22 protein-coding genes and 1 pseudogene are annotated in these 25,160 nt (G+C 63.9%); 5 read left to right on the plus strand and 18 right to left on the minus strand.

The window, feature by feature from the left end:
- The first annotated feature begins 110 nt into the window (after positions 1 to 110).
- From J0I99_RS07980 to J0I99_RS07990, 3 genes are all read left to right on the plus strand, one after another.
- Positions 111 to 965 carry an SMP-30/gluconolactonase/LRE family protein gene (locus J0I99_RS07980; protein ID WP_291397230.1) on the plus strand — a complete coding sequence of 285 codons (855 nt, stop codon included), beginning with the start codon at positions 111 to 113 and terminating at the stop codon, positions 963 to 965.
- A 74-nt stretch (positions 966 to 1,039) separates the two neighbouring features.
- Positions 1,040 to 1,807 (plus strand): SDR family NAD(P)-dependent oxidoreductase, encoded by a 768-nt coding sequence (locus J0I99_RS07985; RefSeq protein ID WP_291397003.1) that lies wholly within the window; start codon positions 1,040 to 1,042, stop codon positions 1,805 to 1,807.
- Positions 1,808 to 1,926: 119 nt separating this feature from the next.
- Positions 1,927 to 2,700 carry a FadR/GntR family transcriptional regulator gene (locus J0I99_RS07990; protein ID WP_291397004.1) on the plus strand — a complete coding sequence of 258 codons (774 nt, stop codon included), beginning with the start codon at positions 1,927 to 1,929 and terminating at the stop codon, positions 2,698 to 2,700.
- A gap of 53 nt (positions 2,701 to 2,753) precedes the next feature.
- Here J0I99_RS07990 and J0I99_RS07995 read toward each other — a convergent pair whose 3' ends face one another.
- The 7 genes and pseudogenes from J0I99_RS07995 to J0I99_RS08025 form a co-directional block, all read right to left on the minus strand.
- The gene (locus J0I99_RS07995; protein ID WP_291397005.1) at positions 2,754 to 3,491 is read right to left on the minus strand and encodes an aldolase/citrate lyase family protein; all 738 of its coding nucleotides are present in this window, start codon (positions 3,489 to 3,491) and stop codon (positions 2,754 to 2,756) included.
- Entirely contained in the window at positions 3,488 to 4,462 is a 975-nt protein-coding gene (locus J0I99_RS08000; protein ID WP_291397006.1) for a hydroxyacid dehydrogenase, read from the minus strand. Before J0I99_RS08000 ends, J0I99_RS07995 begins: the two co-directional genes overlap by 4 nt.
- A gap of 17 nt (positions 4,463 to 4,479) precedes the next feature.
- Positions 4,480 to 5,400: an NAD(P)-dependent oxidoreductase gene (locus tag J0I99_RS08005; protein ID WP_291397007.1), complete on the minus strand. Its 921-nt coding sequence runs from the start codon at positions 5,398 to 5,400 to the stop codon at positions 4,480 to 4,482.
- Between the two features lie 53 nt (positions 5,401 to 5,453).
- On the minus strand, positions 5,454 to 6,443 hold the full coding sequence (locus J0I99_RS08010) for an aldo/keto reductase (protein ID WP_291397008.1): 990 nt from the start codon (positions 6,441 to 6,443) through the stop codon (positions 5,454 to 5,456).
- Between the two features lie 4 nt (positions 6,444 to 6,447).
- Positions 6,448 to 7,359: an amidohydrolase gene (locus J0I99_RS08015; RefSeq protein ID WP_291397009.1), complete on the minus strand. Its 912-nt coding sequence runs from the start codon at positions 7,357 to 7,359 to the stop codon at positions 6,448 to 6,450.
- Positions 7,360 to 7,392: 33 nt separating this feature from the next.
- Positions 7,393 to 7,935, minus strand: coding sequence for an amino acid synthesis family protein (locus J0I99_RS08020; protein ID WP_291397010.1), 543 nt, complete (start codon positions 7,933 to 7,935; stop codon positions 7,393 to 7,395).
- A gap of 356 nt (positions 7,936 to 8,291) precedes the next feature.
- Positions 8,292 to 8,414, minus strand: a pseudogene (locus J0I99_RS08025) (integrase); the annotation flags it as partial.
- Positions 8,415 to 9,130: 716 nt separating this feature from the next.
- Here J0I99_RS08025 and J0I99_RS08030 point away from each other — a divergent pair.
- Positions 9,131 to 9,784, plus strand: coding sequence for an outer membrane beta-barrel protein (locus tag J0I99_RS08030; protein WP_291397011.1), 654 nt, complete (start codon positions 9,131 to 9,133; stop codon positions 9,782 to 9,784).
- A 59-nt stretch (positions 9,785 to 9,843) separates the two neighbouring features.
- Positions 9,844 to 11,154: a hypothetical protein gene (locus J0I99_RS08035; RefSeq protein WP_291397012.1), complete on the plus strand. Its 1,311-nt coding sequence runs from the start codon at positions 9,844 to 9,846 to the stop codon at positions 11,152 to 11,154.
- A gap of 314 nt (positions 11,155 to 11,468) precedes the next feature.
- Here J0I99_RS08035 and J0I99_RS08040 read toward each other — a convergent pair whose 3' ends face one another.
- The 11 genes from J0I99_RS08040 to J0I99_RS08090 form a co-directional block, all read right to left on the minus strand.
- Positions 11,469 to 12,551 (minus strand): DUF917 domain-containing protein, encoded by a 1,083-nt coding sequence (locus J0I99_RS08040; protein ID WP_291391285.1) that lies wholly within the window; start codon positions 12,549 to 12,551, stop codon positions 11,469 to 11,471.
- A gap of 17 nt (positions 12,552 to 12,568) precedes the next feature.
- The gene (locus tag J0I99_RS08045) at positions 12,569 to 13,672 is read right to left on the minus strand and encodes a DUF917 domain-containing protein (protein ID WP_291391286.1); all 1,104 of its coding nucleotides are present in this window, start codon (positions 13,670 to 13,672) and stop codon (positions 12,569 to 12,571) included.
- Positions 13,662 to 15,209: a hydantoinase/oxoprolinase family protein gene (locus J0I99_RS08050; protein ID WP_291397013.1), complete on the minus strand. Its 1,548-nt coding sequence runs from the start codon at positions 15,207 to 15,209 to the stop codon at positions 13,662 to 13,664. The genes J0I99_RS08045 and J0I99_RS08050 overlap by 11 nt, the downstream gene beginning before the upstream one ends.
- On the minus strand, positions 15,206 to 16,099 hold the full coding sequence (locus tag J0I99_RS08055; RefSeq protein WP_291397014.1) for an ATP-binding cassette domain-containing protein: 894 nt from the start codon (positions 16,097 to 16,099) through the stop codon (positions 15,206 to 15,208). The genes J0I99_RS08050 and J0I99_RS08055 overlap by 4 nt, the downstream gene beginning before the upstream one ends.
- The gene (locus J0I99_RS08060; protein ID WP_291397015.1) at positions 16,096 to 16,941 is read right to left on the minus strand and encodes an ABC transporter ATP-binding protein; all 846 of its coding nucleotides are present in this window, start codon (positions 16,939 to 16,941) and stop codon (positions 16,096 to 16,098) included. The genes J0I99_RS08055 and J0I99_RS08060 overlap by 4 nt, the downstream gene beginning before the upstream one ends.
- Positions 16,941 to 17,828: an ABC transporter permease gene (locus J0I99_RS08065; RefSeq protein ID WP_291391290.1), complete on the minus strand. Its 888-nt coding sequence runs from the start codon at positions 17,826 to 17,828 to the stop codon at positions 16,941 to 16,943. Before J0I99_RS08065 ends, J0I99_RS08060 begins: the two co-directional genes overlap by 1 nt.
- A gap of 1 nt (position 17,829) precedes the next feature.
- Positions 17,830 to 18,852 carry an ABC transporter permease gene (locus tag J0I99_RS08070; protein ID WP_291391291.1) on the minus strand — a complete coding sequence of 341 codons (1,023 nt, stop codon included), beginning with the start codon at positions 18,850 to 18,852 and terminating at the stop codon, positions 17,830 to 17,832.
- 78 nt (positions 18,853 to 18,930) lie between these two features.
- The gene (locus J0I99_RS08075) at positions 18,931 to 20,481 is read right to left on the minus strand and encodes an ABC transporter substrate-binding protein (protein ID WP_291397016.1); all 1,551 of its coding nucleotides are present in this window, start codon (positions 20,479 to 20,481) and stop codon (positions 18,931 to 18,933) included.
- 199 nt (positions 20,482 to 20,680) lie between these two features.
- Positions 20,681 to 23,017 carry a LuxR C-terminal-related transcriptional regulator gene (locus J0I99_RS08080; protein WP_291397017.1) on the minus strand — a complete coding sequence of 779 codons (2,337 nt, stop codon included), beginning with the start codon at positions 23,015 to 23,017 and terminating at the stop codon, positions 20,681 to 20,683.
- Positions 23,018 to 23,194: 177 nt separating this feature from the next.
- Entirely contained in the window at positions 23,195 to 24,139 is a 945-nt protein-coding gene (locus J0I99_RS08085) for a threonine/serine dehydratase (RefSeq protein ID WP_291397018.1), read from the minus strand.
- Complete coding sequence (locus J0I99_RS08090; RefSeq protein ID WP_291397019.1) at positions 24,136 to 25,143, minus strand: succinylglutamate desuccinylase/aspartoacylase family protein; 1,008 nt, start codon at positions 25,141 to 25,143, stop codon at positions 24,136 to 24,138. The genes J0I99_RS08085 and J0I99_RS08090 overlap by 4 nt, the downstream gene beginning before the upstream one ends.
- Between the last annotated feature and the right edge of the window lie 17 nt (positions 25,144 to 25,160).

Genomic DNA, 25,160 nt, shown 5'->3' on the forward strand with positions numbered 1-25,160 from the left:
TTCCGCTTCAAGAACAGCTCCGCTCACGATCCCAAAACCACGAAGGAGAAAGCCAGAACCTTGACCATCAAACCCGACCCGAAACATACCTAGAGGCGGGTCACTTCTCGGTGGAAATCCCGGGTCAGTTCTCGGCGGAAATCAACACTGAGGGCCCTGCCTATTTTGGCGGTGGCCGATATCTTGTCTGGTCCGACATTCCCAACAACCGAATGCTGCGGTTCGACGAAACGGATGGACGCGTCAGCGTCTTTCGCCAACCTTCCGGCAACTCCAATGGCAATACCGTGGACCGCCAGGGTCGACTCGTAACCTGCGAGCACTCCGGCCGGCGCGTCAGCAGGACGGAGCATGATGGGACGATAACCGTTGTTGCCGATCGCTACGACGGCAAGCGGCTGAACTCTCCCAACGACGTCGTGGTGAAATCCGACGGGTCGGTATGGTTCACCGATCCCAGTTATGGAATCGACTCCGACTATGAGGGGGACAAGGCCCAGAGCGAGATCGGAGCCTGTTACGTCTATCGCGTTGACCCGGTCAGCGGGATTGTTGCAGCAGTGATCACAAGCATGATCCGTCCCAATGGCCTTGCCTTCTCACCGGACGAGCGCCTGCTCTACGTGGCTGACACCTCCGGGCCGCACCAGGGCAAGAAACTCGCCGACATGTTGGTGTTTGACATAAGCGACGAAGGTCTGCCCACCAACGGCAGAAGGTTTGCGGATAGAGCCGCCGGTGGGTTTGATGGCTTTCGTTTGGATACCGAAGGCCGAGTTTGGACAAGCGCCGGACGTAGCGTTGAATGCTACCTTCCTGATGGCAACCTGATTGGCCGGATCGCCTTGCCAGAAACTGTGTCGAATTGCTGCTTCGGCGGCCCCAAGCGCAACGTGCTGTACATGACCGGCACCACATCGCTCTACAGCATCAGACTGATGGTCAACGGTGCCAAGACGTACTGATCTGAGGTTCGCCCGCAAATGCAGCGGGCACCAGGTCACCCTTCGACAATTCCTCGAAACAGGGGCTAGAACGAATGTCAGATATTCAGGCGAAGTTTCCGAGCCTCATGGGACAAACGGTTGTTGTCACCGGCGGCGCCTCGGGAATCGGGGAGGCCTTTGTCCGCGCCTTCTTCGCACAGGGTTCCCGCGTCACTTTTCTCGATATTGACGCCAAAGCCGGTTCGGAGCTGGCATCCGAACTGAATGCCGCAGGCGATGCGCGCGCCTTGTTCCTGAATTGCGACGTGACTGACATTCCGGCTCTCAGATCATGCATACGCAGGTCGGGAGAAGAGCTTGGCGCCGCCACGATCCTCATAAACAATGCTGCCAACGACAAGCGGGAGGAATTCGAGGAGGTAACCGTGGAGGATTTCGACTGGATGATGAACGTAAATGTTCGCCACCACCTGTTTGCAATCCAGGAAGTACTCCCTCAGATGCGGAAAGCGGGTTGGGGTTCCATCATCAACATGAGCTCGCCGACGTGGGTTGGTGGCGGCCCGGACATGCCGAACTATTCCATGGCCAAAGCTGCCGTTGTCGGCCTCACAAACTCAATGGCAAATCGGCTCGGTGGCGACTCGATACGTGTCAACGCGATCCTCCCGGGGTCTGTGATCACCGAGCGCCAACTCAGACTGTGGCACAGTCAGGAGTCATTTGATGAAGCCGTAAAGCGGCAGGCAATTCACGAGCAATTGCTGCCGAAGCACGTTGCAGATCTGGCTCTCTTTCTCGCCGCCGATGAATCTCGCCTCATCAGCAAGCAGATGTTCTTCATAAACGGGGGATCCTGATCGCACCCAAGAGCTATTGCGACTGCGTCTGACACATCCGACGTCATACCGGTTGACAGGCAATTGACTTCGCGGCATCAGACTTGCACTCGTTACAGAACGAACCTCTGGGGCTGCATATGCCGGAAAATGCGTCGTCACGGTTACTGGAGCCGCTCGGGCGCGGGTCCCTCGTCGATGACATTATTGAGCGGCTGACCAGCCTTATCATCGAAGGCGGGCTTCGACCGGGTGACCAGTTGTTCACCGAGCGTGAGCTTATGAGCAGGCTCGGCGTGGGCAGATCTTCCTTGCGTGAAGCGATTAAGACTCTCAGCGCTCTCGGAATACTTGACATACGCCACGGCACGGGAACTTTCATCAGCAGTGGCGGCACGTCGATGCTGACGAGGCCCCTCAAATGGGGCCTATTCCTTACTCAAACGAGCGTGCGCGATGTCATTGACGCGCGAGCTTCCATGGAAATATCGATGGCTCGTTGGGCGGCAGAGCGGGCGACGGACGCCGAGATTGCCGAAATCGGAGAGTTGCTGCAACGACTTGAAGAGAGCCAGGGCGACGCCACCCGCTACGTTGAATACGACCTGGCTTTTCACATGGCCATCGCTCGTGCGTCCCACAACGAGCTTTTCTCAAGTGTCCTTAATATGCTGCAGCACATACTGCGAGTCTGGATGGAGACAACCTTCGCGGAGAGAAGTGTTTCCAACAACTCGATGAAGCTGCATCGCAGGATATTCGCAGCTATCAAAGCCCGCGATCCCGTAGCCGCTGCGGAGGCAATGGCGATTCATACGTCGGGGGGGCCATTGCTGGCCGCAGCCGAGCGTGCATATCCTGGCAAGACAACGCCGATAAGCGCCTTTGCCTATCCACAGAAGCCGTCTGCCTAAAAAGAAGCCCCCTAGCTCGCACTAGGGGGCCCAGGCTGGGAGGGAGGGTATCGCTAAGGCTTTGGAAACTCCTGAAACACTGTCAGCCCGATATCCACGTACTTCTGCCGTTCGGCCGGGGTTAGCCCAACTGCGATACCCAGCGGGATCCCCGTGCCTTGGAGCTGTTGGGCGACATGCTGCATGCAGGCTTCAACGCTGCGCAGTGGGAAATGGGGATGGGCATCGAGACTAAGCTGCAAGTCGTTGGGCCCAAACGAGACATAGTGCACGCCTGACTTCGCCAGTAGGCGAGCGTTGATGATGGCGTCGACAGACTCGAGCTGCAATCCGAGCACACCCGTGTCATTCCACCAGTCTGCGTAAGACCGCGTGTTGAATTTATGTCGTCCCATGCCATACCGGGTACCGCCGCCGAAGCTGCGACGCCCCATGGGCGGATAGTAGAAGTAGTCGAGCGCTTCTTGCACGTCCTCCTCCCGTACTGTTTCCGGCACCAGGATCGACGCAGGCCCAAAGTCGCAGAACCTGCCTACAAGATGTGCCTGACGCGTGTGCGGAATGCGGACCTCGACCGGATACCCCAGTTTCTCAGCAGCCGAGCAGAATTCCCACAACTGGTGATCTGTATAGGGGACGTGCTGCGTGTCGATATAGATCAGGTCGTAGTCGCCTTTGCCCAAGGCCGAGACCAGTTCATAGCTCTCCATCTGCAGGCTGGTCCTGAGTGCGATAACCTGATCACCGCTTGCAAGTCGCGACCTGAGCGACCGAGTGGCTTGCTCCGTCATTTCCGAATCTCCGATGCGGGGGTAGCCGTCGGGCGACCCGGCCAGACCGTAGGATTGATGAGCCAGGTCGGGCGTTCTCCCCTGGTGAGCTGCTCGATCTGGTCAACGACGCCGGTTGAGGAGCGAAGACTTGCCTCGACCGTCGCCGACGCGAGGTGTGAAGTGACCACGACGTTTTCAAATTGGAAAAGCGGGTTTTCAGGCGACGGAGGTTCGGGGTCGAATACGTCGATCCCCGCCCCGAACAGATGCCCCTCTGACAGAACTTTGCAGAGGGCATGTTCGTCGACGACTTCACCTCGGCTGGTGTTAATCAGAATGGCGCCCGGCTTCATCAGCCTCAACTGCGCCTCGCCAATCATGCGGTAGGACTGAGGGTCGAGCCGTGAATGAGCCGTGACAACGTCGGCCTCCCTGAGCAAAGACTCGAGCGAATGAACGCGCCGGTAGGACTTCGGCAAGTCGAGGCCATCGGGCAAGAACGGATCAAAGTAGACCACGTCCATCTTTATCCCGGCCCCACACATCTCGGCGACGCGTTGCCCGATCCGACCAAACCCAATGACGCCCAATGTTCGTCCAAACAGCTCAAAGCCACGGCATTTCGAGCCCGCCCAGTCACCATTGTTATGTAGGGCACGATCAGACCGTGAGATGCCTTTCGCCACTGCGAACATGAGACCGACCGCGTGCTCTGCGGTCCCCTCTGTCGGGCCATTGGGAGTATTTGCTGCGAGCACCCCGCGCGCTGAAGCAGCAGGTACGTTGACCTTGTCGTAGCCAATGCCGTGTCGAACGACCATCTTCAGATGTGGCCCGGCGATGTCCATGAAGCTGTCATCAACGGTGCTCGAGCCAATAATAGCTACCTCGGAGTTCGGCAGGAGTCGGTGGTCACAAGCTGACACCTCCACCACATCTGCGAAGGCCTTGAGCCGAGCAAGTTGCGTCGGATGCAGCGACAGCTCCACCCACACTTTTGGGCGCCTCATTTGGCACCTGCAGCGGAAGTCGTAGCGGCCCCACCAACCTCGATGTTGGCGAGATTCTCGATTGCCTTGATGAGCGCATGATTGCCATCGCCGCCGAGCCCTCGGGCCTCGAGCGTCGCGTACAGATTGGCAATAAGGCTTGAGGCGATAAGCGGAATATTGAGCTCTCGGCCCGCTTCGAGGATAAGCCTGAGGTCTTTTTGCTGCAGAGCGATCGAGAAGCCGGGTCGCCAATCCCGCGCCAGGATCTGTGGACCGCGGTTGGTGAACATCCAGCTTCCTCCGGCCCCCTGGCTGACGGCGTCAAACGCTTTCTGCAAATCGACGCCGCTGGCCTGTGCGAGCAGCAGTGCCTCTGACATCGCCAACGCGTTGCCGACAACGAGCACTTGATTGACTAGCTTGACTGTCTGTCCGGCACCAATCGGACCAACATGAGTCGTTGCCTTCCCCATCGCGGCGAACACAGGTCGAGCTCTCTCGACCTGCTCCGCAAGGCCGCCCACCATAATGCTCAATGTGCCGTTCTTCGCCCCTTCGCTGCCTCCGCTTACCGGAGCGTCGAGCATCGCCACGCCCCCTACGGCCAAACGGGCTGCAATCTCGCGCGTAACTTTGGGGCTGATACTGCTGCAATCGATGACAAGAGAACCGGGCCTGGCGCCCGCCAGTACGCCATGCTCGCCAAGGATGACCGCCTCTACGTCTGCAGTGTCGCTAACGCACACAATGACGACATCGCATTGTCTTGCGAGTTCAGCTGGGCTGCTGGCAACGATAGCGCCTGCACTGCGCAGCATCTCGGCGGGCGGCGCAGAGCGGTTCCAAACATGCAGTGAGAATCCTGCTTTCAGCAGGTTTGCGGCCATACCTCGGCCCATCGTTCCGAGGCCAATGAAGCCTATCTGATCCGGCATTTATGAATTCGCTTTCTTGTGTTTGTGGCAGCGACCACTTCGGGTTGCGGCGGTCATGTTGTGCCGAACTGCGCCCATCGCGCTTGCAGCAGCGTGACCGCTTCGGCGGGCAGTGGTCCCTTTTCGATGGAGCGGGCGGCGGCCTCCAGCTGGTCGAGGTCAGACAGGCCCAGCACAGCGCTGGATATCGCATCGTTGCTGATGGCAAAGCGTATGGCCGCTTCGATCAGGCTGTCGGCGAACCCCTCTTCGACGAGAAAGATCAACCGCTGCGAAAGACGCACGTCGGCGTCATAACTTTCTCCGGACGAGATCGGCTCTACCTCGGCGGTCGCATGGGAGTGGCGTTTCAGTTGCCCGGATAGCGCACCGCCGGCGAGGACTCTGATCGCCAGCACGCCGATGCCGTTCTTCGCCGCTTTCGCGATCAGTTGCCGGTGGTCAGGAAACGGAAATCCGGGAGGGGCCGGCAGACCGGCTGTCGGGTTGAGGAGGTTGTAGCAAACCTGGATGCCGTGCATCTCGGCTTCTGCGCAGCGGTGAACCGCGGCAACGTCACCGAGACCATTGATACCCCAGTAGCGCACCTTGCCCTTGTCCCGCAGCCGGGCAAAGACGGTGATGACCTCAGCCACTTCCTCGACGCTTAGCCACTGGCTGTCAGTCGCGAATTCCCCCGAAACAAAATTATGAACCTGGATTAGGTCGACCGCATCGCGACCAAGGCGACGAAGGCTGGCTTCGACATGGCGAGTGACTGAGTTTTCGATGTCACGACGGTCCTCCGCCGCCAACTTGATCTTAGTGCCGATCACCACGTCGGCGCCGGTCTCCCGCACCGCAAGTCCGAGATTTGCTTCCGATGAGCCGGCGCCATAGCTGGCTGCGGTGTCAAAGTAGGTTACGCCAAGATCGACCGCGCGGGCGACGGCACGAAGCATGTCGGAAGGATCCCCTTTGACCAGAAGGCCGCCTACCGCTCCACACCCGAAACCTAGTGCCGAGACCTTCAGATCGGACTTTCCGAACGGCCTTACCTGCATGTCCCTAATCCCTCCCGGGACTGCTGGAGGAGACACTGTGGTCGCGTTGACCCGAGGGTTGCGTTGTTGGAACCGGCGACTGCTCGCCGAACTGCCATAGTCGTTTCGCGGTGCCGCCCAAGATCCATCCCAAGTCGTCTCGAGACAGTTGTGTGGCCTCGTGGCGCAGGAACGCGAGCGCCCGGCCATAGGTTGTGTGTTCGCGACAAAGCGGCCAGTCGCTTCCCCACATGATGCGCGACGCACCAAAGAGCACCAGCACCTCCCGAAGAACTTCGATCTGGTCGCGCCATGGGTACGGCTCCGTGGAGTTAGCCCACATGTGTCCCGTCTTCAGAAAGACACGCGGATTGTCGGCCAATGCCGCCAAGGAGTGCCTGTGCTCGGCATTCCGGAGATCGCAGTCGGCAAAATGGTCGATCACCACGTCGACATCGGGATGCCGGCTCAGAATGTCGACGAGTTCCGGCAGTCGCTCGGCCTTAGCCAGCAGCACAACCGGAACGCCGAGCTCGGCTGCGCGGCCGAAAAATGGGTCCATCAGCGGCCGGCGGAACCAGTCGCCACGCGGGCCCGGCTCGGGGCTGATGCGAACGCCGTGAAGGCCCCGTTCCTTGGTCCAGTAGTTCAGGTGCTCAGGAGCGGCCGGATCTTCCGGATTGACCCTGCACACGCCGGCGAATTTTGCAGGTGCTGCGGCAACCGCTCGCGCAACGTATTCATTGTGCCACCTGTAGCCAATGTACTGGACGAGCACCGTTGCCGCGATTGCCTCCACGCTCATATCTTCGAGCAAGGACGCAGGCGTGGCATCATAGGTCGGTGTAGCTGCGGCGTCTGGCGACCACGGAAATTCCGGGTCGTTGATCCAGACGTGCGCATGCGAGTCGACGATCGATAGGCCTGGAACTGCCATCGGTTTCACTTCGCGTGGTCCAAATGCACTGGCTTATTCGGACCAGCCCGACCAGGGGTGCGGGCGACCGCCGTCTGTAAAGGCAAGCACGATTACTATTTCGTCGGCTTTGGGGGAGCCAGGGACCTTCACTTCGATGCAATCGAAGTGAGTACCAAGACCAGAATTGTCCCGGAACGACACTGGCACATCAATCGGCGTACCTGGACCGGCGACCTTCTTGGTCGAAGGGATGCCCGCCTTACCGCCACCGATCGCCTCGCGGACCGACTTCCCAAACTCTTTGTGGATCAGGATGGCGGCGTGTTCGAGTTCGCCATCGACGCCGACTATGGCTGCTTTGCCGTAGTTTTCGACATTGGCGCCTTTCAGGTAGGGGAGAGCCTCCTTCGCCAGAATCTCTCCAAGCTCGTACCCCATTCCGGAATACTGCTGCAGGTTGCTCGAAGAGTTTTTCCCCAGCGACGGATTGGTTATCACTGCAGCCGCTGCCACCCTGCGCACCCTCTTTTCAGCTTTCCTCCCCCCTTCGAAAAGCACGTCTTCAACTACGGTCACGATGCGACGAATTTCCATTCTAAACCCCTACTGCGGTCCATTCACGGTGACATCGGACATCAGACGTCACAACATCAGACGCTACATCGCTTTAGCTGTGGTGTAAAGGGTGATTGGCTCCTCAAAGCCAGGTATCCCCGCTCAACCGCGCCTGGCCCAGCTGCTCAACCCTTTGTTGAGCAGGGTTTGTGCTGCGCCTGGCCTGCCAGGTGTCGGGATCGTGCCGATTCGCCTTCGGCGCCGACCGCAGCAAATGCTGTCGGGATGCTTGATCGTGATGACCAAGACATAACCGGTTAGCGTAGGGCCATGCCTGCCGTGCGCCCGTTTCCACAGTCGCGCTCGCCCACTAATGCGTTGGTCGGGCACGGAGGATAGGCGCGCTCGGTCGCATCACCGATCCGGTGTGCCAAAGCTGCCCCGGCAACCTCGCGGGCGAAAGTCGTCTTGCCACAAACCCAGTCTCGAAATGACGACCGGAACCCGTGCGGGGTGAATTGGTCTGCCTATGGCCAGATGCCTCATCCGGCTGGCACCCAGCGGATCGCACTGCGCCAGGGTATCGAGAAGCTCTCGAACGGTGACAATTGCGACTTCTTGATTTTGGAGGCGCGGTCTTATCCTGCTGGTGAGGAGGCGACGATACCAGCGTTCTACGCCCAGCACCCGAACCCGATTGACTCGGGCCAGAATTCCTTGCGGGCTGAGTTTGTTGGGGCTGCCGAAAGGTTCCGCATAAGATTGAGCCCTATGCCTCCTTCCGCTCGGAGGTGGATAGGGTCCATCACGGCCCTTACTACCTGTTGGAGGCTTGGCAGGTCGTTGAGAGCGCTCCGCCTCTAATTGATTGGCGTTGCCCCTGAGGGAAGGTGCGTAGTCGCAACCGCTCAAGTCTAGTTGGCTGACTCCCTCTCCTCTACGCAGCACCCGCGACACCTGTTGAGTGGTCCACTTGCCGCCTCGGAAAGTCGCCACATCCATGCGGTCCAGCGCGGTCGCTATGGCCTCAAGGGTCTGCCCGGCCTGCCGCATGGGGCCGTCGTGGTCAATGGATGCCAGTCCAAGACGTCCGGCCGTTTCGTCGACGCATTCGATGCTGCAAAAGTACAACGCACTGCATGAATCGGCTCCCCGCGCCGCTACTTCTCCGCTTAGCGATTGTCGAATGCCGCCACTGGCCGATATAGTCGCACCTACGCATGGGGGGCACTGAATGCGCTATCTCATTACCTCGTCTGTGCTTGTGATCCTTGCCGCAAGCAGCAGTTCTGTTCAGGGGCAGGACTGGTCCGGCTTCTATGTCGGCGTCCATGGCGGCGGCAGCGCGGCGACCGGCGTCAACGAGGCTACACTCGCTGGTGGCCGCCTACCGACCTTCAATGCTGGTGACGAAATCGCAATGTCCGGGATGCTGGGCGGCGTCTTCGCGGGCATCAACATGATGACCGACACCATGCTGCTCGGCATCGAAGGCGACGTCGGCGTCGGCACGGTCGAGGGGACCTTCAAGGATTTCACCTTCGACACCGAAAGCATCACTTCCACGATCGACTGGAACGCACACCTGCGCGGCCGTATTGGCGTAGCGGTGGACAATGCCTTGTTCTACCTGGCCGGCGGCCTTGCCGTGGCATCGAACTCCGTTGTCGTCGACGCGGCGAACCTAGGTGACGACGAGGATTCGGCGATGCATGTCGGCTGGACCATCGGCGGCGGCGTGGAACTGGCCCTTACCGAGAATGTCGTCGCCCGTGCCGAGTATCTCTACGACGACTATGGCAGCGCCGACTACAGTCTGTTCGGCAGCAACTGGTCTCAGGACATCAATTCGCACACAGTTCGGGTCGGACTGTCGTTCAGGCCTTAGGACCGAGCCCGGCCCCGAGCGTAGGTGGGCCGGCATGTGTCTTCGCGTGTGGAAAGACCGTGCAAGCCGTCCGCGAACTCGATGAACGCCTGCAGCAGAGCGAGCGCTGGAGCCCTGATGCGATGCTTGCCTGGCAGCGGCGCCAGCTGGGGCTGCTGGTCAACCATGCCCGTCGCACCACGCCCTTCTACCGCTTCCGGTTGAACGGGCTCTTCGGCCCCACCGGGCTGATCGATTGGCGCCGCTGGGCCGAGCTGCCAATCCTGACACGTACGGACGTGGCAGATCGGTTTGACGCCCTGCTGTCGCGCGCGCCTGTGGCGGATCATGGCCCCTTCGCGGACGTGATCTCATCGGGATCGACCGGCACGCCGATCAAGATCCGGACGACTCGCGTGATTAATGACGCCGTGTCTGCCTGCAACTGGCGCGCGCAGCGCTGGTGGGGGATCGACTGGTCGAAGCGTCTGCTCAGCCGGGTCTATTCAGGCCACCCCGGCCGCCACAATGGCGACAAGTTGGGACCCTGGGGGCCCCCATGGGACAAGACAGCGGCGCGTGGCCAACACATCTACTCATCGTCGTCGGTGATGGAACCCGAACTCCTCGACCTCATCCTCGCCCACCGACCGTCCTACGTCGCCTTAGGCACTCCATTGATCGAGACGCTCAGCGACGCCGTGCTTGCGCGCGGCCTTGAGGTGAAGATCGAATGCTTCTTCGTCCGGGGGGCAGGAGCCGATGCGCGATTGCGCGAACTCGCTCACAAGCATTTTGGCGGGGCCCGGGTGCTAGAGCTCTACAGCGCCAAGGAGTCCGGGCCGATCGCGCATCCTTGCCCGGTTTCCGGCCAGCTTCACGTCAATGACGAAACGATCCTGGTCGAAGTGGTTGACGCCAACAACCGGCCTTGCGCGCCTGGAGAGGAAGGGCGCGTGCTGGTCACGCCATTCGGCAGCACCGCCATGCCGCTCATCCGGTACGAACTCGGCGATACCGCTGTTGCCGGAACGCCATGCCCCTGCGGCCGCTGCCTATCGACGCTGGACGGCATCAGCGGACGCGTCAGCCACGCCTTCCGACATCCAGACGGTCGATCGCTTTTCGCTCGGCTGGCACTTGAGCCCCTGCAGGCGCAGCTGGCCGTTCGTCGTTGGCAGATTGCCCAGACCGGCGCCACGCAGTTCGAAGTCCGCTACCTGGCCGACGCCGATATCGATGAGCAGGGCCGCGCACGCTTTGTGGAGACGTTCCACCGCGAACTCTTTGACGATGCGGTCATTCGATTTCTGCGTGTCGAGGCACTGCCTCTCACCGATGCCGGCAAGTTCATCGAGTACCGTCGCGAGTACGATGCGCAAAGCATTTAGCAGGGTCGGCAGTGCCCGGCGCGCTCGTTCAAGGCCGGCCCGGCGTCACGCATGGGGTTGGGGGCCTGCTGTTCAAGGCGCCACAGGCGGCCATCCAGCGTAGTCGATGCCCGCCGCGAATCCGTCCCGGTTCGGTCAAGCTGCCCGGTAGCCCGCTGCTCCCGTCGTCAGGCCTCGTCCGCCCATGTGGACTTGCCGGTCACCGCGTCGATCTGCGAACGCGCGCGGGTGGTGGCGAGACGCTGCCGTCTCGATGGCGGCGGAACAGAGGCCTTGCTGCCGGCGGGTGTGGCCGCCGGCAGCGCGCATGCGGCTCAGCGGCCGAAATACTGGCGGTAGTCGGTGTCGTACCCGAAGTAGCGCGGACCGACGAGCTGGATGCCGGCGGGGGTCAGCCACTGCGGATGGGAGGGCATGGCGAGTGCCTTGAGCCGAAGGCCGTAGCGCAGCGCATCTGCCGTCACCGGCAACCCGGATTCGGCGTCGAGCACAGTGATCAGGTCGGGCGTCGTGACAATGATCTCGCCATCGCGCTCGGCCATCAGGAACTCGTTCTGGAAATCGAGCCGGAACTCGTGCCCCTTCCACTCCTCGACGCCCTCGAAGCGCGCGGTGCCGCGGGCGAAGCCACCAACGGTGCGGCGCTCGATGTCCTTGATGCGGCCGTGGAAGATCACATCGGCATCGAGCTTTTCGACGATGGCGTTGACCGGATCGACGTGGCCGGACTTGGCCTCGCGCAGGGTGCGGCCGAGTTCGGAGCACAGGGTCAGCGTGCCGCGCACGATCGCCTTCTTCGCCACGGCGCCCGACATCGAATAGAAGGCAAGGAGTGCCGAGCCGCCCATTTCGACCGTCGCCGCGCGGGCAAGCCGTTCGGTCCAGGCATTGCTGACCGTCTCGAGCACGAGCGAGTTGCCCTTGTCGTCGCAGAGCACCATCGGGGTTGCCGACACGCCGTGCATGGTAAAGGTCACCATCTGCAGCTCGGGATAGGCGCGGCCCATGCCATCGCCGTCGACAAGCGGCAGGCCGGCCATGGCGGCGACGACGAACGGGGTCGTGGAGTTGACGCCACCGGCCTCCCCGCACAGCACGGCGTCGATCTTGCGGCCGAGCAGCTGCTCCAGCGCGCGAAACGCGTTGATCAGCTCTTCGCCCTGCGGGAGCTTTTCGGTCATCACGGTGGGGGCGCCCATCATGCAGACGGGAACGACGAGCGCGTCGTCGGGCAGTTCGTCGATGTCGACCAGGTTCACCGGGCCGTACTGCTTGATGGCCTGCTGGGCCATGAGCTTGCCGACATAGGGGTCGCCGCCGCCGCCGGTGCCCAGAATGGCGCCGCCAGTGGCGATGTCTTCCATGTCCTCGGCATGGATGGTGCGAAGAAACTTCATGATGGGTTCCTTTCGCCTCAGGCCACGATCGGCTGGGGCTGGAGCGGGTTGAAGGTGAGTTCCGGATACCCGAAGGCCTGGGGGCCAACGATTTCCAGCGCCTTGGGCGTCTTCATCAGGTCATGCACGGGCAGGCCGATGACGGCGATGCGCTGGCCATAGCGCAGCACTTCGGTGGTGATCGGCTCGCCGGTATCGAGCTCGAGGTTGATGATCAGGTCCGGCACCATGATCACCGGCACCTCGTCGACCCAGAGCACAAGGTTCTCGTTCTGGATGGCGATGCGCGCTTCCGAGCCCGCCCAGTCACCGACGCCGGTAAGGTGGGCATGGCCGCGGGCGAAGCCGCCCACCAGTTCACGCCGCACGTCCGTGACCTTGCCGGTGAAGAACAGCTTGCCGCCGGTCGAGGCGACGACGCGTTCGACGACGTTCTGCCGCTTGCGGCGGGCCTCGAGCACCGTGTGGCCGATCTGCAGTGCCTGGGTCACCGTGCCGGGCACGGCGGTGCGGCGGACGAACTCCATCGACATGGGCGCGATGGCGAGGCCGGCGGCCGCGCCCATGTTCACCGACACGCCGCGGGCAAAGGTCTCGAGCCAGAACATGTCGATCACCTCCTTGAAGACGACGACATTGCCCTTCTCGTCGGCGATGGCGGCGGGAGCGGCCTTGGCGCCGTAAATGAAGAAGGTAGTCATCTGCACTTCGGGGAAGGCCCGGCCCATGCCGTCGCCGTCGATGACCGGCAGGCCGGCATAGGCAGCAGCGATCACCGGTTCGAGCGCGTTGGAGCCGCCGATTTCGGCCGAGATGGTGGCCGAGAGCTTGACGCCGGCGGTCTCTTCGACCGCCCGCATGGCGCGAAAGCACTCGCCGCCTTCTTCGATCTTCTCGACTCCCACCACCGGCGCGCCGATGCCGCCGACTTCGCCGACCCAGGCGTCATCCGGCAGCGCATCCAGCGGCAGCACGCGGATCTCCGCGCCCTTTCGGATCAGTTCGCGGGCGCGAAGCATGCCGACATAGGGGTTGCCGCCGCCGCCCGTGCCGAGGAGAGCAGCACCGATCGAGAGCGGCAGGAGGTCTGCCTCCCTGAGGACATAGCCCTTATCCGACATGGAGCTCACCGACGGCCTTGGCTCGGACACGGGTGGCATTGCCGGGCAGGTAGGCGAGCGGCACGTCCTCCACATCGACGATTGTGATCGACGAGCGGAGCGCACCGGCGGCGACCGCCGCCTCCGTGGCACGTTCCTTGGCGTCGGCCAGCGCCTGGTCCCGGCCGATCTCGGCAAGCGCATAGACGCGATCGACTTCGCCCGAAACCTGCGCAATGGCGGCGCCAACGGCATTGGCCACGGCGGAGTGGTTCGGCGTGATCACCTCGAGTCCGCCGATCGGTCCGTCGACAAGGATCGAGCCGCCGCCCACGACGATCACCGGAAGCGGTTCGGGGGAGAGGCGAGAGCGCTCGACGCAATCCTCGAGCATGGCCTGGATGCGCTGCTGCGTGCGCGCGACGAAGTCGGCCGTCAGGTGCGCGACCTTGGCCTTGTCGCCGAGCTCGAAGCGGCCACTGGCGACGACCACGTCGGACGTGGTGAGGGTCTTGCCGCCGAAGATCAGCGCCTCGGTGGCGATCCGGTAGCCGACCGAGGTCGGGCCGACCTTGATCGCACCGCCGGTCTCGACGACGTGCGAACCGCCGCCCAGCCCGATCGAGAACACGTCGGGCATGCGGAAGTTGGTACGGACTCCGCCGACTTCGACCGCCACGGTCGCCTGGCGCGGAAAGCCCTTGTGCAGCGAACCGACGTCGGAGGTCGTGCCGCCGATATCGACGACGATGGCGTCCTGAACGCCCGACAGGAAGGCGGCGCCGCGCATCGAGTTGGTCGGGCCCGAGGCGAAGGTCAGCACCGGGAACTTCTCGGCAAACTCGGCGTCCATCAGCGTGCCGTCGTTCTGCGTCAGGTAGAACCGGCCCTTGATGCCGGTCTCGGTGATCGCCTTGCGGAAGGCCTCGATCACTTGCCTGGACAGGTCGCGCAGGCAGGCGTTCATGATCGCCGCATTCTCACGCTCGAGCAGACCAATACGCCCGATGTCGCTCGACAGCGTGATGTGCGCGTCCGGGAGCGCCTTGGCCAGGATTTCGCCGGCCTGCTTTTCGAACTCGCCCGTCACTGGCGAGAACACCGAGGTGATCGCGATGGTGTTGATGCCCTTGGACTTGATGTCCTCGGCAATGCCCAGCAGCTCGGCCTCGTCGATCGGCGAAATGACGCGGCCGTCGAACTCGTTGCCGCCATGGGCGAGGTAGCCGGTGCCGCCGATCGCCGCCCTCAGGTCCTCGGGCCAGTCGACCATCGGCGGCAGCGAGGCGGTGGCGGGGAGGCCGAGGCGCACGGCGGCGGTCTTCGCCAGGTCGCGGCGCTGCACCACGGCGTTGGTGAAATGGGTGGTGCCGATCATCACCACGTCGATGGCCGACGCCTCCATCCTGGACGCCTCGAGCACGGCCTTCAGCGCGTTGACCACGCCGGTCATAACGTCGCCGGTGGTGGCTGCCTTGACGCCGGCGATGACGGTCGCGCCGTCCATGACGACGGCGTCCGTGTTGGTGCCGCCCACGTCGATGCCAATTCTGATCATTTTTCTGTCCTTTGGGAGACTGGTGCCGCTCCGCCCCGGAGCGCGATGAGTTGTTCCGCCGTCGGGATTTCCCCGTCGATCAGCGGGATCCTGGGCCGCATGGCCTCTTCCTCGGCCGAGATCACCGGCACCGAGGCAAGGAGAAGACGGGTGTAGTCGTGCTGCGGGGACTCAAAGACCGACGCTGTGGGACCGGTCTCTACGATCTTGCCCAGATAGAGCACGCCGACGGTGTCGGCGAAGTTCCGCATCAGGCTGAGGTCGTGCGAGATGAAGAGGTAGGTCAGCCCCAGTTGCCGGCCGAGATCGACCAGGAGGTCCATCACGCGGGCCTGTACCGATACGTCGAGTGCCGAAGTCGGCTCGTCGAGGATGAGCAGCTGCGGCGCCACGGCCAAGGCACGTGCGATGGCGACGCGCTGCTTCTGGCCGCCCGAGAGTTCATGCGGGAATCGCGACGCGAAATCGGCCGGCAGCTGCACCATTTCGAGCAACTCCGACACGCGCTGCTTGTGCTCGGTACGCGGCGCGCCGTGTGCAGCGAGCGGCACCTCGATCGACTGGCCGACGGTGCGGCGCGGGTTGAGCGAGGAGCCGGGGTTCTGGAACACCATCTGCACCTTGCGCCCATAGGCGCGGCTGCCGGTCTCCCCGGTGATGTTGTGTCCATCGAGCAGAATGTCGCCACTGGTGGGCCCGGCCAGCCCCATGATCATGCGGGCGATGGTGGACTTGCCCGAGCCGCTCTCGCCGGCAAGGCCATAGACCTTGCCCTTCTCGATCGCGAATGAGACGTCGTCGACGGCCCGCACTTCGCCGATCTTGCCGCCGAAGCCGTTGCGGACGGGGAAGAGCTTGGTCAACCGGACGATTTCCAGAATGTTGGTCATGCGGCCGCTCCCGCCCTGCCGAAGCTGGTGCCGCCGGTGAGGCGTGGCACTGCGGCGATCAGCGCCTTGGTGTAGTCGTCCCGCGGGGCTTCGAAGAGTTCGGCGGTCGGGCGATGCTCGACGACGACACCCTTGTTCATGACGTAGACATAGTTCGACGTTTCGCGCACGACGCCGAGATTGTGGGTGATCATGAGGAGCGCGAGGCCACGTTCCTCGACGAGATCCTTGAGGAGCTTCAGGATCTGCGCCTGGGTGGTGACGTCGAGCGCGGTGCCGGGCTCGTCGGCGATCAGCAGTTGGGGCTCGCTCAGCAGCGCCATGGCGATCAGCACGCGCTGGCGCATGCCGCCGGAAAGCATGATCGGGTAGGAGCGCGCCACCCGCTCGGGATCGCGCATCCGCACCTGGCCGAGCACTTCGTGCACGCGCGCCATCCGCTCCTTTTTGCCGCGACTGCGGCCGAGGCGGCGGTCGGCATACTTGAGGATGGTGCCCATCTGGTCGGCGATGGTGAAAACCGGGTTGAGCGAACTCATCGGGTCCTGGAACACCATCGACATGGCGGTGCCGCGCAGCTTCAGCCGGTCCTTGGCCGGCATCGTCAGCAGGTCGCGGCCATCGTAGAAGATCTCCCCGCCGGTGATCCGGGCGGGCGGGGTACGCAGCAGGCCCATGATGGCGCGCATTGTCACGGTCTTGCCGGAGCCGCTTTCGCCGACGAGCGCGATCTGCGAGCGCGCCGGCACGTCGAGCGACACGCCCTTCAGAACCTGGTTGGTCTGGCCATAGGTGGTGAACTGGACGCCCAGGTTGCGGACGGAGAGAAGCGCCTCGCTCATCAGCGCACCTCCTGCACGTCGAAGAGGTCGCGCAGACCGTCGCCCAGCAAGTTGAAACCGAGTGCCACGACGAGAATGGCGCAGCCGGGCAGCACCGATTCCCACCAGTAGTCTGGCAGGAAGGCTGAGCCCGAGGCGACCATGGTGCCGAGGTCGGGCGTCGGCGGCTGGATGCCGAGGCCGAGGAAGCTCAGCGAGGCGCCGACGAGGATGACGAAGCCGCAATCGAGCGAGGTCTTCACGGCCAGCGCCGAGACGCAGTTGGGCAGTATCTCGCGGAACAGGATATGGAACTTGCTGGCACCGAGCGTCTCGGCCGCTTCCACGAACTCCTGTGTCCTGAGCTGACGGGTGATCGAGTAGATGAGGCGCGTATGCCAGGTCCACCAGAGCGCGGCGATGGCGAGCATCGAGTTGATCAGGTCGGGCGACAGCACTGCGGCCACCGCCAGCGCCATCACCAGCGGCGGGATGGCGAGGGCGATGTCGGTCAGGCGCATGATGACGATCTCGACCCAGCCGCCAAAATAGCCGGCGAGCAGGCCAAGCGTCGTTCCGACCGGCACCGCGATGCCGAGCACCACCAGCGCCAGCAGCAGCGAGATGCGCAGCCCGAAGACCACGCGACTGAAGATATCGCGCCCGACATTGTCGGTCCCGAACCAATAGTCGGCCGAGGGCGGCAGGTGCCGCGCCCGGAAGTTCACCACGGCGCCGACATGGTCGGGATGCGGGGTGATCCACGGCGCGAGGATGGCGGCGAGAATGGCCAGGATCACAATCACCGCGCCGATCACCGCGGTCGGATTGCGCGAGAAGCGGTACCAGTTCTGGTAGGCATTCGAAAGCCGGCGCGGCGGCGCGGTGGGGACGGTCTGGCTTGCCATCTCAGCGGCTCCCACGAAGACGGACGCGGGGATCGACGAAGCCGACCAGGACATCGATGACGAGATTGACGAGGACGAAGAACACACCGGAGACCATCACCACGCCCATCACGGCGTTGAGGTCCTTCTGCAGGATGGTGCGGATGCCGTAGGCGGCCATGCCGGGCCAGGCGAAGACCAGTTCGACCACGAAGGCGTTGCCGATCAGCGAGGCGAACTCGAGCCCCAGGATGGTCAGCGGCGGCACGAAGCTCGGCCGCAGCATGTATTTGAATACCCGGATCGGCTCAGGCACGCCGAAGGCGCGGCTGGCCTCGATATAGTCCTGGCTCGAAACATCGATCATCGAGGAGCGGGTAATGCGGGCGATCTGGCCCATGGTGGCGAGCGCCAGCGCCGTGGCGGGCAGCAGCAGGTAGCGCAGCGCCTCGCCGAAGACATCGAGCCGGCCCGCGATGAGGGAATCGATGGTGAGCAGCCCGGTCACCGAGGCGACGAAGTCCATGCTGGGCGGCAACCTGCCGGTCGTCGGCAGGATGTGGAGCACGTAGCCGGCGAGGATCTGCAGCAGCAGCGCGGCGAAAAAGCTCGGCGTCACGGCCGAGAAGATGGCGAGGACGCGCACCAGCGTGTCAGGCCATTTGTCCTTCCAGCGCGCCGCCGCGACGCCGAGCGGCACGCCGAGCACGAAGGCGATGGTGATGGTGGCCAGCACCAGTTCGAACGTCGCGGCAAAGGTGTCGCGAATGTCATCGTTGACGGGACGCTCAGTCAGCAGCGAGCGACCAAGATCACCACGGCCAAGGCCGGTGATGAACATGCCGTATTGTTCGACGATCGGCTTGTCGAGGCCGAGCTTCTCCTGCAGGTCCGCGACCTGCTCGGCGGTCGCGGTGGGTCCGAGCGCCATGCGGGCCGGGTCGCCGGGAACCACGCGTGCGATGGCGAAGATGACGATCGACAGGCCCACGAGGACGAGGATCGACCACAGGATGCGCCGGAGGAGGAAAAGCAGGAATTCCAAAGGCAGCCCGCCCTGGTGAAAGGAAGATGCGTGGTGCGGGTAGAGTGGCGTCCCCGCTCAGGCGGGGACGCCGGGCTGTCAGCAGGTCCAGCTGTAGCGGGTGAAGTCGTAGTCGAAGGACATCATCGGCACGGCCTTGAAGCCGGTGAGGCACTTGTCCATGGCGTGCTGCACGGTCTGGGTGTTGAGGAACACGTCAGAGTGCATGTCGACCAGCTTGTGCTGCAGCGACTTGTAGATCTCGGCCTGCTTGGTGGTGTCACCCGTGCCGCGGGCCTCGTCGATCAGCTTGTCGATCTCTGCGTCCTGCACCCACTCCATCGAGGCCCACGTACCTGCCGCTTCCGAGTGATACTGGGTGAAGAACATCGAGTCTGGCGACGGGTAGGTCGGGCCGAAGAAGATCTGGTTCACGTTGGGCGTGGTCTCAACCTTGCCCGCGATCTCGGTGATGCGGTTCCACGGGTCCGCCTGCTGCGTCACCACGAAGCCGAGTTGCTCGAGGTTCGACTGCATGAGCAGACTGATCTCTTCCTCGAACTTGGTGCCCGCCACGTAACCGAGCGTGATCGGGATCGGCTGGCCGGCATATTTCGACTGCGCGACTTCCGCCTTGGCGGCCTCGAGGTCGTAGACCGGCTCCGGGATGTCGTCGGCGTGGAAGGCGGCGAACGCCTTCGGCAGCGGCGTCGAGAGCACCCCACCCGGCGAGATCACCTCGCGTATCGTGGCATAGTCGGTGGCAAGTGCGATGGCCTTGCGGATGTGAACGTCGTCGGTCGGCGCGGCCTTGGTGTTGAGCTTGAGGTAGAAGGCCGTGGAGGTCTCTTCCTTGGCGATCACGAAGCGCCCCATGCCCTCGAGGGCCGTGTAGGTGTCGGGCGACTGGAACTGGCTCGACATCGTCAACTCGCCGGAAGCGGCGAGTGAACGCACGGTGGCCTCGTCATTGGTGATGATCCAGCGGACCTCATCGATCGGGCCAGCGCCGAAACCCTTGTAGTAGCCGGGGTTGCGGGTGATGGTCATTTGGCTGCCACGGTCCCAGCTCTTGAGGCTGTAGGCCCCGGCGCCGGCGACGTTGGTCGCGAGCCAGGTCTGGCCATCGTCGGTGCCCTCGTTGGCCTTCACCAGCGCCTCGTTGAGGATGAAGATGGCGGGGACGGTGGTGAGGAACGGCGCAAAGGTCTTGGACAGCGTGAACTTCACGGTCCTGGCGTCGACAGCGGTGACCGAGCCGGGCGCGAGCACGCCGGCGAACAGGTTGGCCGGACCCTGGTTGATGCGCAGCAGGCGCTCGACCGTGTAGACGACGTCGCTGGCCTCGACCGGCGAACCGTCGGCGAACTTGGCGTCCTCGCGGAGCTTGTAGGTGACTTCCCTGGCATCGTCGGACACCGTCCAGCTCTCGGCGAGCTCGGGAACGATGTTGCCGTCGGAGTCGACCGTGACGAGGCCGTCATAAAGGTTCACCGCCGCCATGTAGTCGGTGTAGTCCGAGATCTTGGCCGGATCGATAGTGCCGAAAATCTGCACCGTGTTCATCGTCACGGTCACCGCCATGGCGGGCGCGGCGCCCAGCATGAGCGCCGAAAGTGCAGTCGCTGCAAGTAGCCTGTGCGTGGTCATTGCTGAGAAGTCCCCTGTCCCTTTTTTCGCGTCCCGCGCGCTTAGCCCCGCGCGCGGAATCGGCCCGGCTCGCGCCGGCCCCCACTGGAGCCCGTGTCACCGTGCGGTCGCACAAGTCCGATAGGGAGAGCTTCGCAATGGCGTGCCGCCTCGCTCAAGGCGCAAAGACGGCTAGGTTTTCGACTAAAACGTCTAGGTTCTAGCTGACTAGCCCGAGCGCTCGCGCAGCGCTGATCGCCTCCCGGCGACGGGTACAGCCGAGCTTGCGGTAGGCGTTCGAGAGGTGGAACTTCACCGTCGCTTCGCTCAGGCCCAGGGCGTTGGCGATGAACTTGTTGGACGATCCCTCCGAGATCATCATCAAGACCTTGGTCTCGCGACGGCTGAGTCCGCTCTGGGCGCCAAGGGCGGAATTGGGCAGGCCGCCGTCCCGCAGGCGCCGCAGCACCTGCCGCACCGGGGCGGAGATCTCGAGGTACTCGCCGATGCGCTGCTGCTCCAGCAGTTCGGTGAGGAAGATGCGTTCCTCGGCCAGCGGGGCGATGGCGCCGAGGCGGGCCGCCTCCTCGAAGACCTTGTGCAGCACGCCCCGCGCCCGGGACAGGTCGCGCCGGCGCTTGTGCACGAAGGCGAGCCATATCTGCGCGCACAGGCGCTGCCGCCCGGTCAGGTTGAGGTTGCCGATGATATGGCCGAGCTGGACTTCGAGGTGCGGCCGGGTGGGTTGCTCGTAGACGATGTGCCTGAGCCAGATCATCGCCTGCACGATCTCGTCCCGATCTTTCAGCCGCTCGAGTTCCTCGCCGGCCGCCGCGACCCAGGCCCGGGTAATGCGGGTGGCGAGGGCGGCGGTCCTTTCCGCCGCCTCCTGCCAGCGGTTGGCGTTCTGCAGGATGGCCGCCTCGCGCAGCTCGATCATGATGCCGAACTGCCGGTTCGAGACCTGGTAGACCCGCCAGCGATCGAGGAAATTGCGGGCAGCGATGGTGGAGAAGTGCTCGCTCAACGCCTGGCTGCCGTAGTGCAGCGCGAACTCGATGAGGCTCGGCCAGATCTCGCCATGCACGAAATCGTCCAGCTCGGTCGACAGGAAACGGGCCAGCGGCTCGGGCTTGCCGCCTTCGTAGTCGATGCAGGCGTTGAGCAGTGCCAACAGGCGCGCGTCGCCCGGGCTGTCGAAGCCCACCTTGCCAAGATAGCGTGCCGACTTTTCGGCATGCTGTCGGGCATTGTTGGCATCGCCCATCAGCAGCCGCATCAGCGCCTGGTGGAGGCTGATGTAGAACGCCAGCATGGGTACGCGAGCCTGCTCGTAGTGGTGGATGGCGCGCTGCGCGACATCCTCGGCGGCGGCCAGGCGGCGGCCGCGGATATAGAACTCGAGCACCGAGTTGTAGAAGCTGCCGCGCACGATGTGGTCGTCGAGCGGCAGGTCGCTGAGCGTGCCGAAGACCTGCTCGAACAGCTCGTCGGTGAGCTGGTAGTCCTCATAGATCAGCATCACGACGCGGAAGGCGACGAGATCGGCGCTGTACTGGCCGCGGCCGGTGAACACCCGCCGGACGTCGTTGACGCCGCTGCCAAAACGATCGGCGAGCAGGCGGCGGGCGCGCGCGACCTCGCCATGCTTGAGCGCCTGCATGGCCAGGCTCATCACCAGCGTATCGTTGCCCAGCGCATACTCGCTGGGAAAGCCGGCGAGGACGCGATCGAAGGCGGCGCCGCCGTACCGGTAGAGGTAGAAACGGCCGCCGCCGGCCCGGAAGGCGTCGAATGCCTCGTCGAAGCGCCCGATCGACTGCCAGGTCGTGACGGCCTCAGTTGTGAGGCCCAGCGCCAGATAGGCTTGAGCCAGCTCGGCCGCCTGTTCCGCATCTTGCCGGCGGACGGCCAGCGCCGTGGCGAGCGCGCCCGGCAGGATGGGGCGAACGAGATCGAGCAGGGGCAACAGGCCCGAGTCCAGCTGCGCCGGCTGGCCGTCGAGCCAGGTGGCGAGCGCGACAAGTTCGGCTGCAGTCATTGGGGACAGCAGTTCGCTCGCAAGAAAGCCCGCCAGGTGCTCGTCGCCGGCATTGGGCTGGCCCAGCAGGAGCGGCCAGCCGCGGGATTGCTGGAACACCCGCTCGACCTGACGAGCCGGCATCGCAGACAGCAGCTCCTCCCGATCGAACAGCAGATCGGAGGTGACGAGCCGGTGGACGTGGCCGTAGACGCTGGCCCGGTCAAGGGAGGGAAGTGCGGTCTCGGGCCGCTTGCCGATCACGATGCGGCGGGCTCCGGAGACGTAGACCTCCGGCAGATCCTCGGGTGCACTTGCCGGCGGGATATCCCACAGCACCAGCGGCCCCTGCCCGTCGGGCGGAGCCGTGGCCGAACGGTGGACTGATAGCCCGAGTTCCTCGGCCAACTGCTCGAGCAGCACGGACTTTCCCATCCCGGCCGGGGCCTCCAGCACCACTATGGCCTGCGGTACAGCGAGCAGGTCGCGTCGCTTCTGCGCGCGGTCGATGCGGTGTCTCGGTTGGCTGGTCGTCAAGGCGGTGCGGCGGTCCTGTGTCGGGTGCACGGTCCCGCAGACCCGGGGCGAATGCAATCCGGCATGCCGCCGCGTGCGTCGGTGGCGCAGCAGGCGGCTCTGTGCAGCCAGAAACTCCCGGTGAGTCCCTCTCGCTCCGCCAGCAGCCTTCGGCGCGCGCTCAGTTTCGTGCCGGGATCAAGCCAGGCCGTCGGGGCCGGCACCGCAGATTATGGCGCCGACGACGGCCTCGGATGCGGGTTTCACCCGACCCATCTGCAAGGCCGCAATTGCCGCCGCGCCGCTGAGGTCTGCGGCTATGCCCAGTTCGAACCACATCCATCTGGCGGCAGCGCGCATTTCGTCGTCGCTGACCAGCACTATCTCGTCGACCCGCGCCCGAACCGCCTCGAAGATCGCCTCATCGGTCTTGGCACAGGCCATGGTGGCGACGCTGGTCGTTACCCGGTCCAGCGCGATGTTGCGGCCGGCTTCAAGCGAGCGCAGCAGCACCGGCGATCCCTCTGCTTCGATGCCGATGACACGCACCGAGGGTTTCAGCGCCTTGAGCGCGGTGGAGACGCCACTCACCAGCCCGCCGCCGCCCATGGCGACGAGGATCGTGTCGAGGCCTGCGATCTGTTCCAGGCATTCGAGCCCGACGGTGCCCTGCCCCGCAACAACCATTGGATCGGCAAAGGGGTGGAAATAGGCGGCGCCCGTTTCACGCTGGAACGCCAGCGCCGCTTCGTTGGATTCGTGCCAGGCGCTGCCGACGATGCGCACATCGGCACCCCAGGCTTTCAGCTTCTCGATCTTGGAGGGGGCCGCGTTCGTGGGCAGGAAAATGGTCGCCGTGACCCCGGCCATTTGTCCGGCCCGGGCGGTGGCGAGGCCGTGGTTGCCACCCGACGCCGTGACTACGCCGCGCGCCAGCGCCGCCTTGTCGAGCGACAGCAGCTTGTTGGTGGCGCCGCGCGCCTTGAACGAGCCGGTAGCCTGCAGCAGTTCGAGCTTCAGCCACAGATCGTAGCCGCCATCGAAGCCGTGGCGCAGCGCGGTAGCCTGCATCACCGGAGTGCGGCGCACATTGCCGGCGATGCGCCGCTCGGCCGCCCGGATGTCATCGATCTCGACGATCAAGTGATGTCTCCCTCATACGGGGCAGCGACAGTGACGCAGCAATTGCCGATCACCACGCGCCCCGGCTGGCGTCGCCCATACACGATACCGCTCGCCCCGTAACGCACGATCTCGGGCGCCCGCGACGGATCGACAAGATTGTGAATGCGGCCGGCCTCCTGCCCCGCCTCAACCCGCGCGCCGAGCGGGTGGAACGGCTCGAACACGCCCGCGGCAGTGGCGAGGACATAGCCATCGTGCCCAGGGATGCGCAGGATCGCGTCCGGTCGCGCCGGCGGGCTCGCTGTTGCCGCGTCGAGCACGCCGAAATGGGCCAGTACGTTGCGCACGCCGCGACGGCAGATGTCGAGCGCGTCGAGCGACACGGTACCGGCACCGGCCATTTCGGTGCCGATGGTGACGAGGCCGGCGCGTACCGCAGTGGCCGTCGAGGTCCGTGGTTCGCCCAGATTGTCGATGACGACTGTCAGCGGCGCACCGAAGGCAAGCACTGCCTCGATGTTGCGGCGCCTGAGGTCCGGATCGGCGGCAGGCTCGATGATTGCGCTCGGCAGGATGTTGAGCGACGAGCCACCAGAATGGAGATCCACGAAGGCATCGGCAAGCGGCATGATCACGCTGCTGACATAGGCGGAAATCTGTTGCGTGATGGTGCCGGCCGGATCGCCCGGGAAGGTGCGATTGAGATTGAGCCCGTCGACGGGGGAGGTGCGGCGGCCGGCGTCGACGGCCGGTGTGTTCACCGCCGGCAGGAAGATGATGCGACCATTGACCTCGCCGGGGTCGAGCGCACGGATCAGTTCGCCCAACGCTATCGGCCCCTCGTATTCATCGCCGTGATTGCCGGCTTCGAGGATAACGGTGGGACCGCGGCCATGGCTGATGACGGCCAGTGGAATGCGGGTTGCGCCCCAGGCATCCTCATGCGGCGAATGCGGGATATCGACGAAGCCGATCTGCTTGCCGACCTTGTCGAAGTCTATGGTGGTGCGCGCGGTGGTCATCGGAACCAACTGGAGGC

This window comes from Devosia sp. (assembly GCF_017307495.1).
Taxonomy (GTDB): domain Bacteria; phylum Pseudomonadota; class Alphaproteobacteria; order Rhizobiales; family Devosiaceae; genus Devosia_A.

Excerpts from the sequence above, each read along its gene's own strand:
- J0I99_RS08040 (WP_291391285.1), bottom strand. The coding sequence starts at position 12,551 with ATGAAGTTTCTTCGCACCATCCATGCCGAGGACATGGAAGACATCGCC.
- J0I99_RS08020 (WP_291397010.1), bottom strand. The coding sequence starts at position 7,935 with ATGGAAATTCGTCGCATCGTGACCGTAGTTGAAGACGTGCTTTTCGAA.
- J0I99_RS08065 (WP_291391290.1), bottom strand. The coding sequence starts at position 17,828 with ATGGCAAGCCAGACCGTCCCCACCGCGCCGCCGCGCCGGCTTTCGAAT.
- J0I99_RS08030 (WP_291397011.1), top strand. The coding sequence starts at position 9,131 with ATGCGCTATCTCATTACCTCGTCTGTGCTTGTGATCCTTGCCGCAAGC.
- J0I99_RS07990 (WP_291397004.1), top strand. The coding sequence starts at position 1,927 with ATGCCGGAAAATGCGTCGTCACGGTTACTGGAGCCGCTCGGGCGCGGG.
- J0I99_RS08050 (WP_291397013.1), bottom strand. The coding sequence starts at position 15,209 with ATGATCAGAATTGGCATCGACGTGGGCGGCACCAACACGGACGCCGTC.
- J0I99_RS08090 (WP_291397019.1), bottom strand. The coding sequence starts at position 25,143 with ATGACCACCGCGCGCACCACCATAGACTTCGACAAGGTCGGCAAGCAG.
- J0I99_RS08005 (WP_291397007.1), bottom strand. The coding sequence starts at position 5,400 with ATGCCGGATCAGATAGGCTTCATTGGCCTCGGAACGATGGGCCGAGGT.
- J0I99_RS08075 (WP_291397016.1), bottom strand. The coding sequence starts at position 20,481 with ATGACCACGCACAGGCTACTTGCAGCGACTGCACTTTCGGCGCTCATG.
- J0I99_RS07985 (WP_291397003.1), top strand. The coding sequence starts at position 1,040 with ATGTCAGATATTCAGGCGAAGTTTCCGAGCCTCATGGGACAAACGGTT.
- J0I99_RS08055 (WP_291397014.1), bottom strand. The coding sequence starts at position 16,099 with ATGACCAACATTCTGGAAATCGTCCGGTTGACCAAGCTCTTCCCCGTC.
- J0I99_RS08015 (WP_291397009.1), bottom strand. The coding sequence starts at position 7,359 with ATGGCAGTTCCAGGCCTATCGATCGTCGACTCGCATGCGCACGTCTGG.
- J0I99_RS07995 (WP_291397005.1), bottom strand. The coding sequence starts at position 3,491 with ATGACGGAGCAAGCCACTCGGTCGCTCAGGTCGCGACTTGCAAGCGGT.
- J0I99_RS08060 (WP_291397015.1), bottom strand. The coding sequence starts at position 16,941 with ATGAGCGAGGCGCTTCTCTCCGTCCGCAACCTGGGCGTCCAGTTCACC.
- J0I99_RS08010 (WP_291397008.1), bottom strand. The coding sequence starts at position 6,443 with ATGCAGGTAAGGCCGTTCGGAAAGTCCGATCTGAAGGTCTCGGCACTA.
- J0I99_RS08045 (WP_291391286.1), bottom strand. The coding sequence starts at position 13,672 with ATGTCGGATAAGGGCTATGTCCTCAGGGAGGCAGACCTCCTGCCGCTC.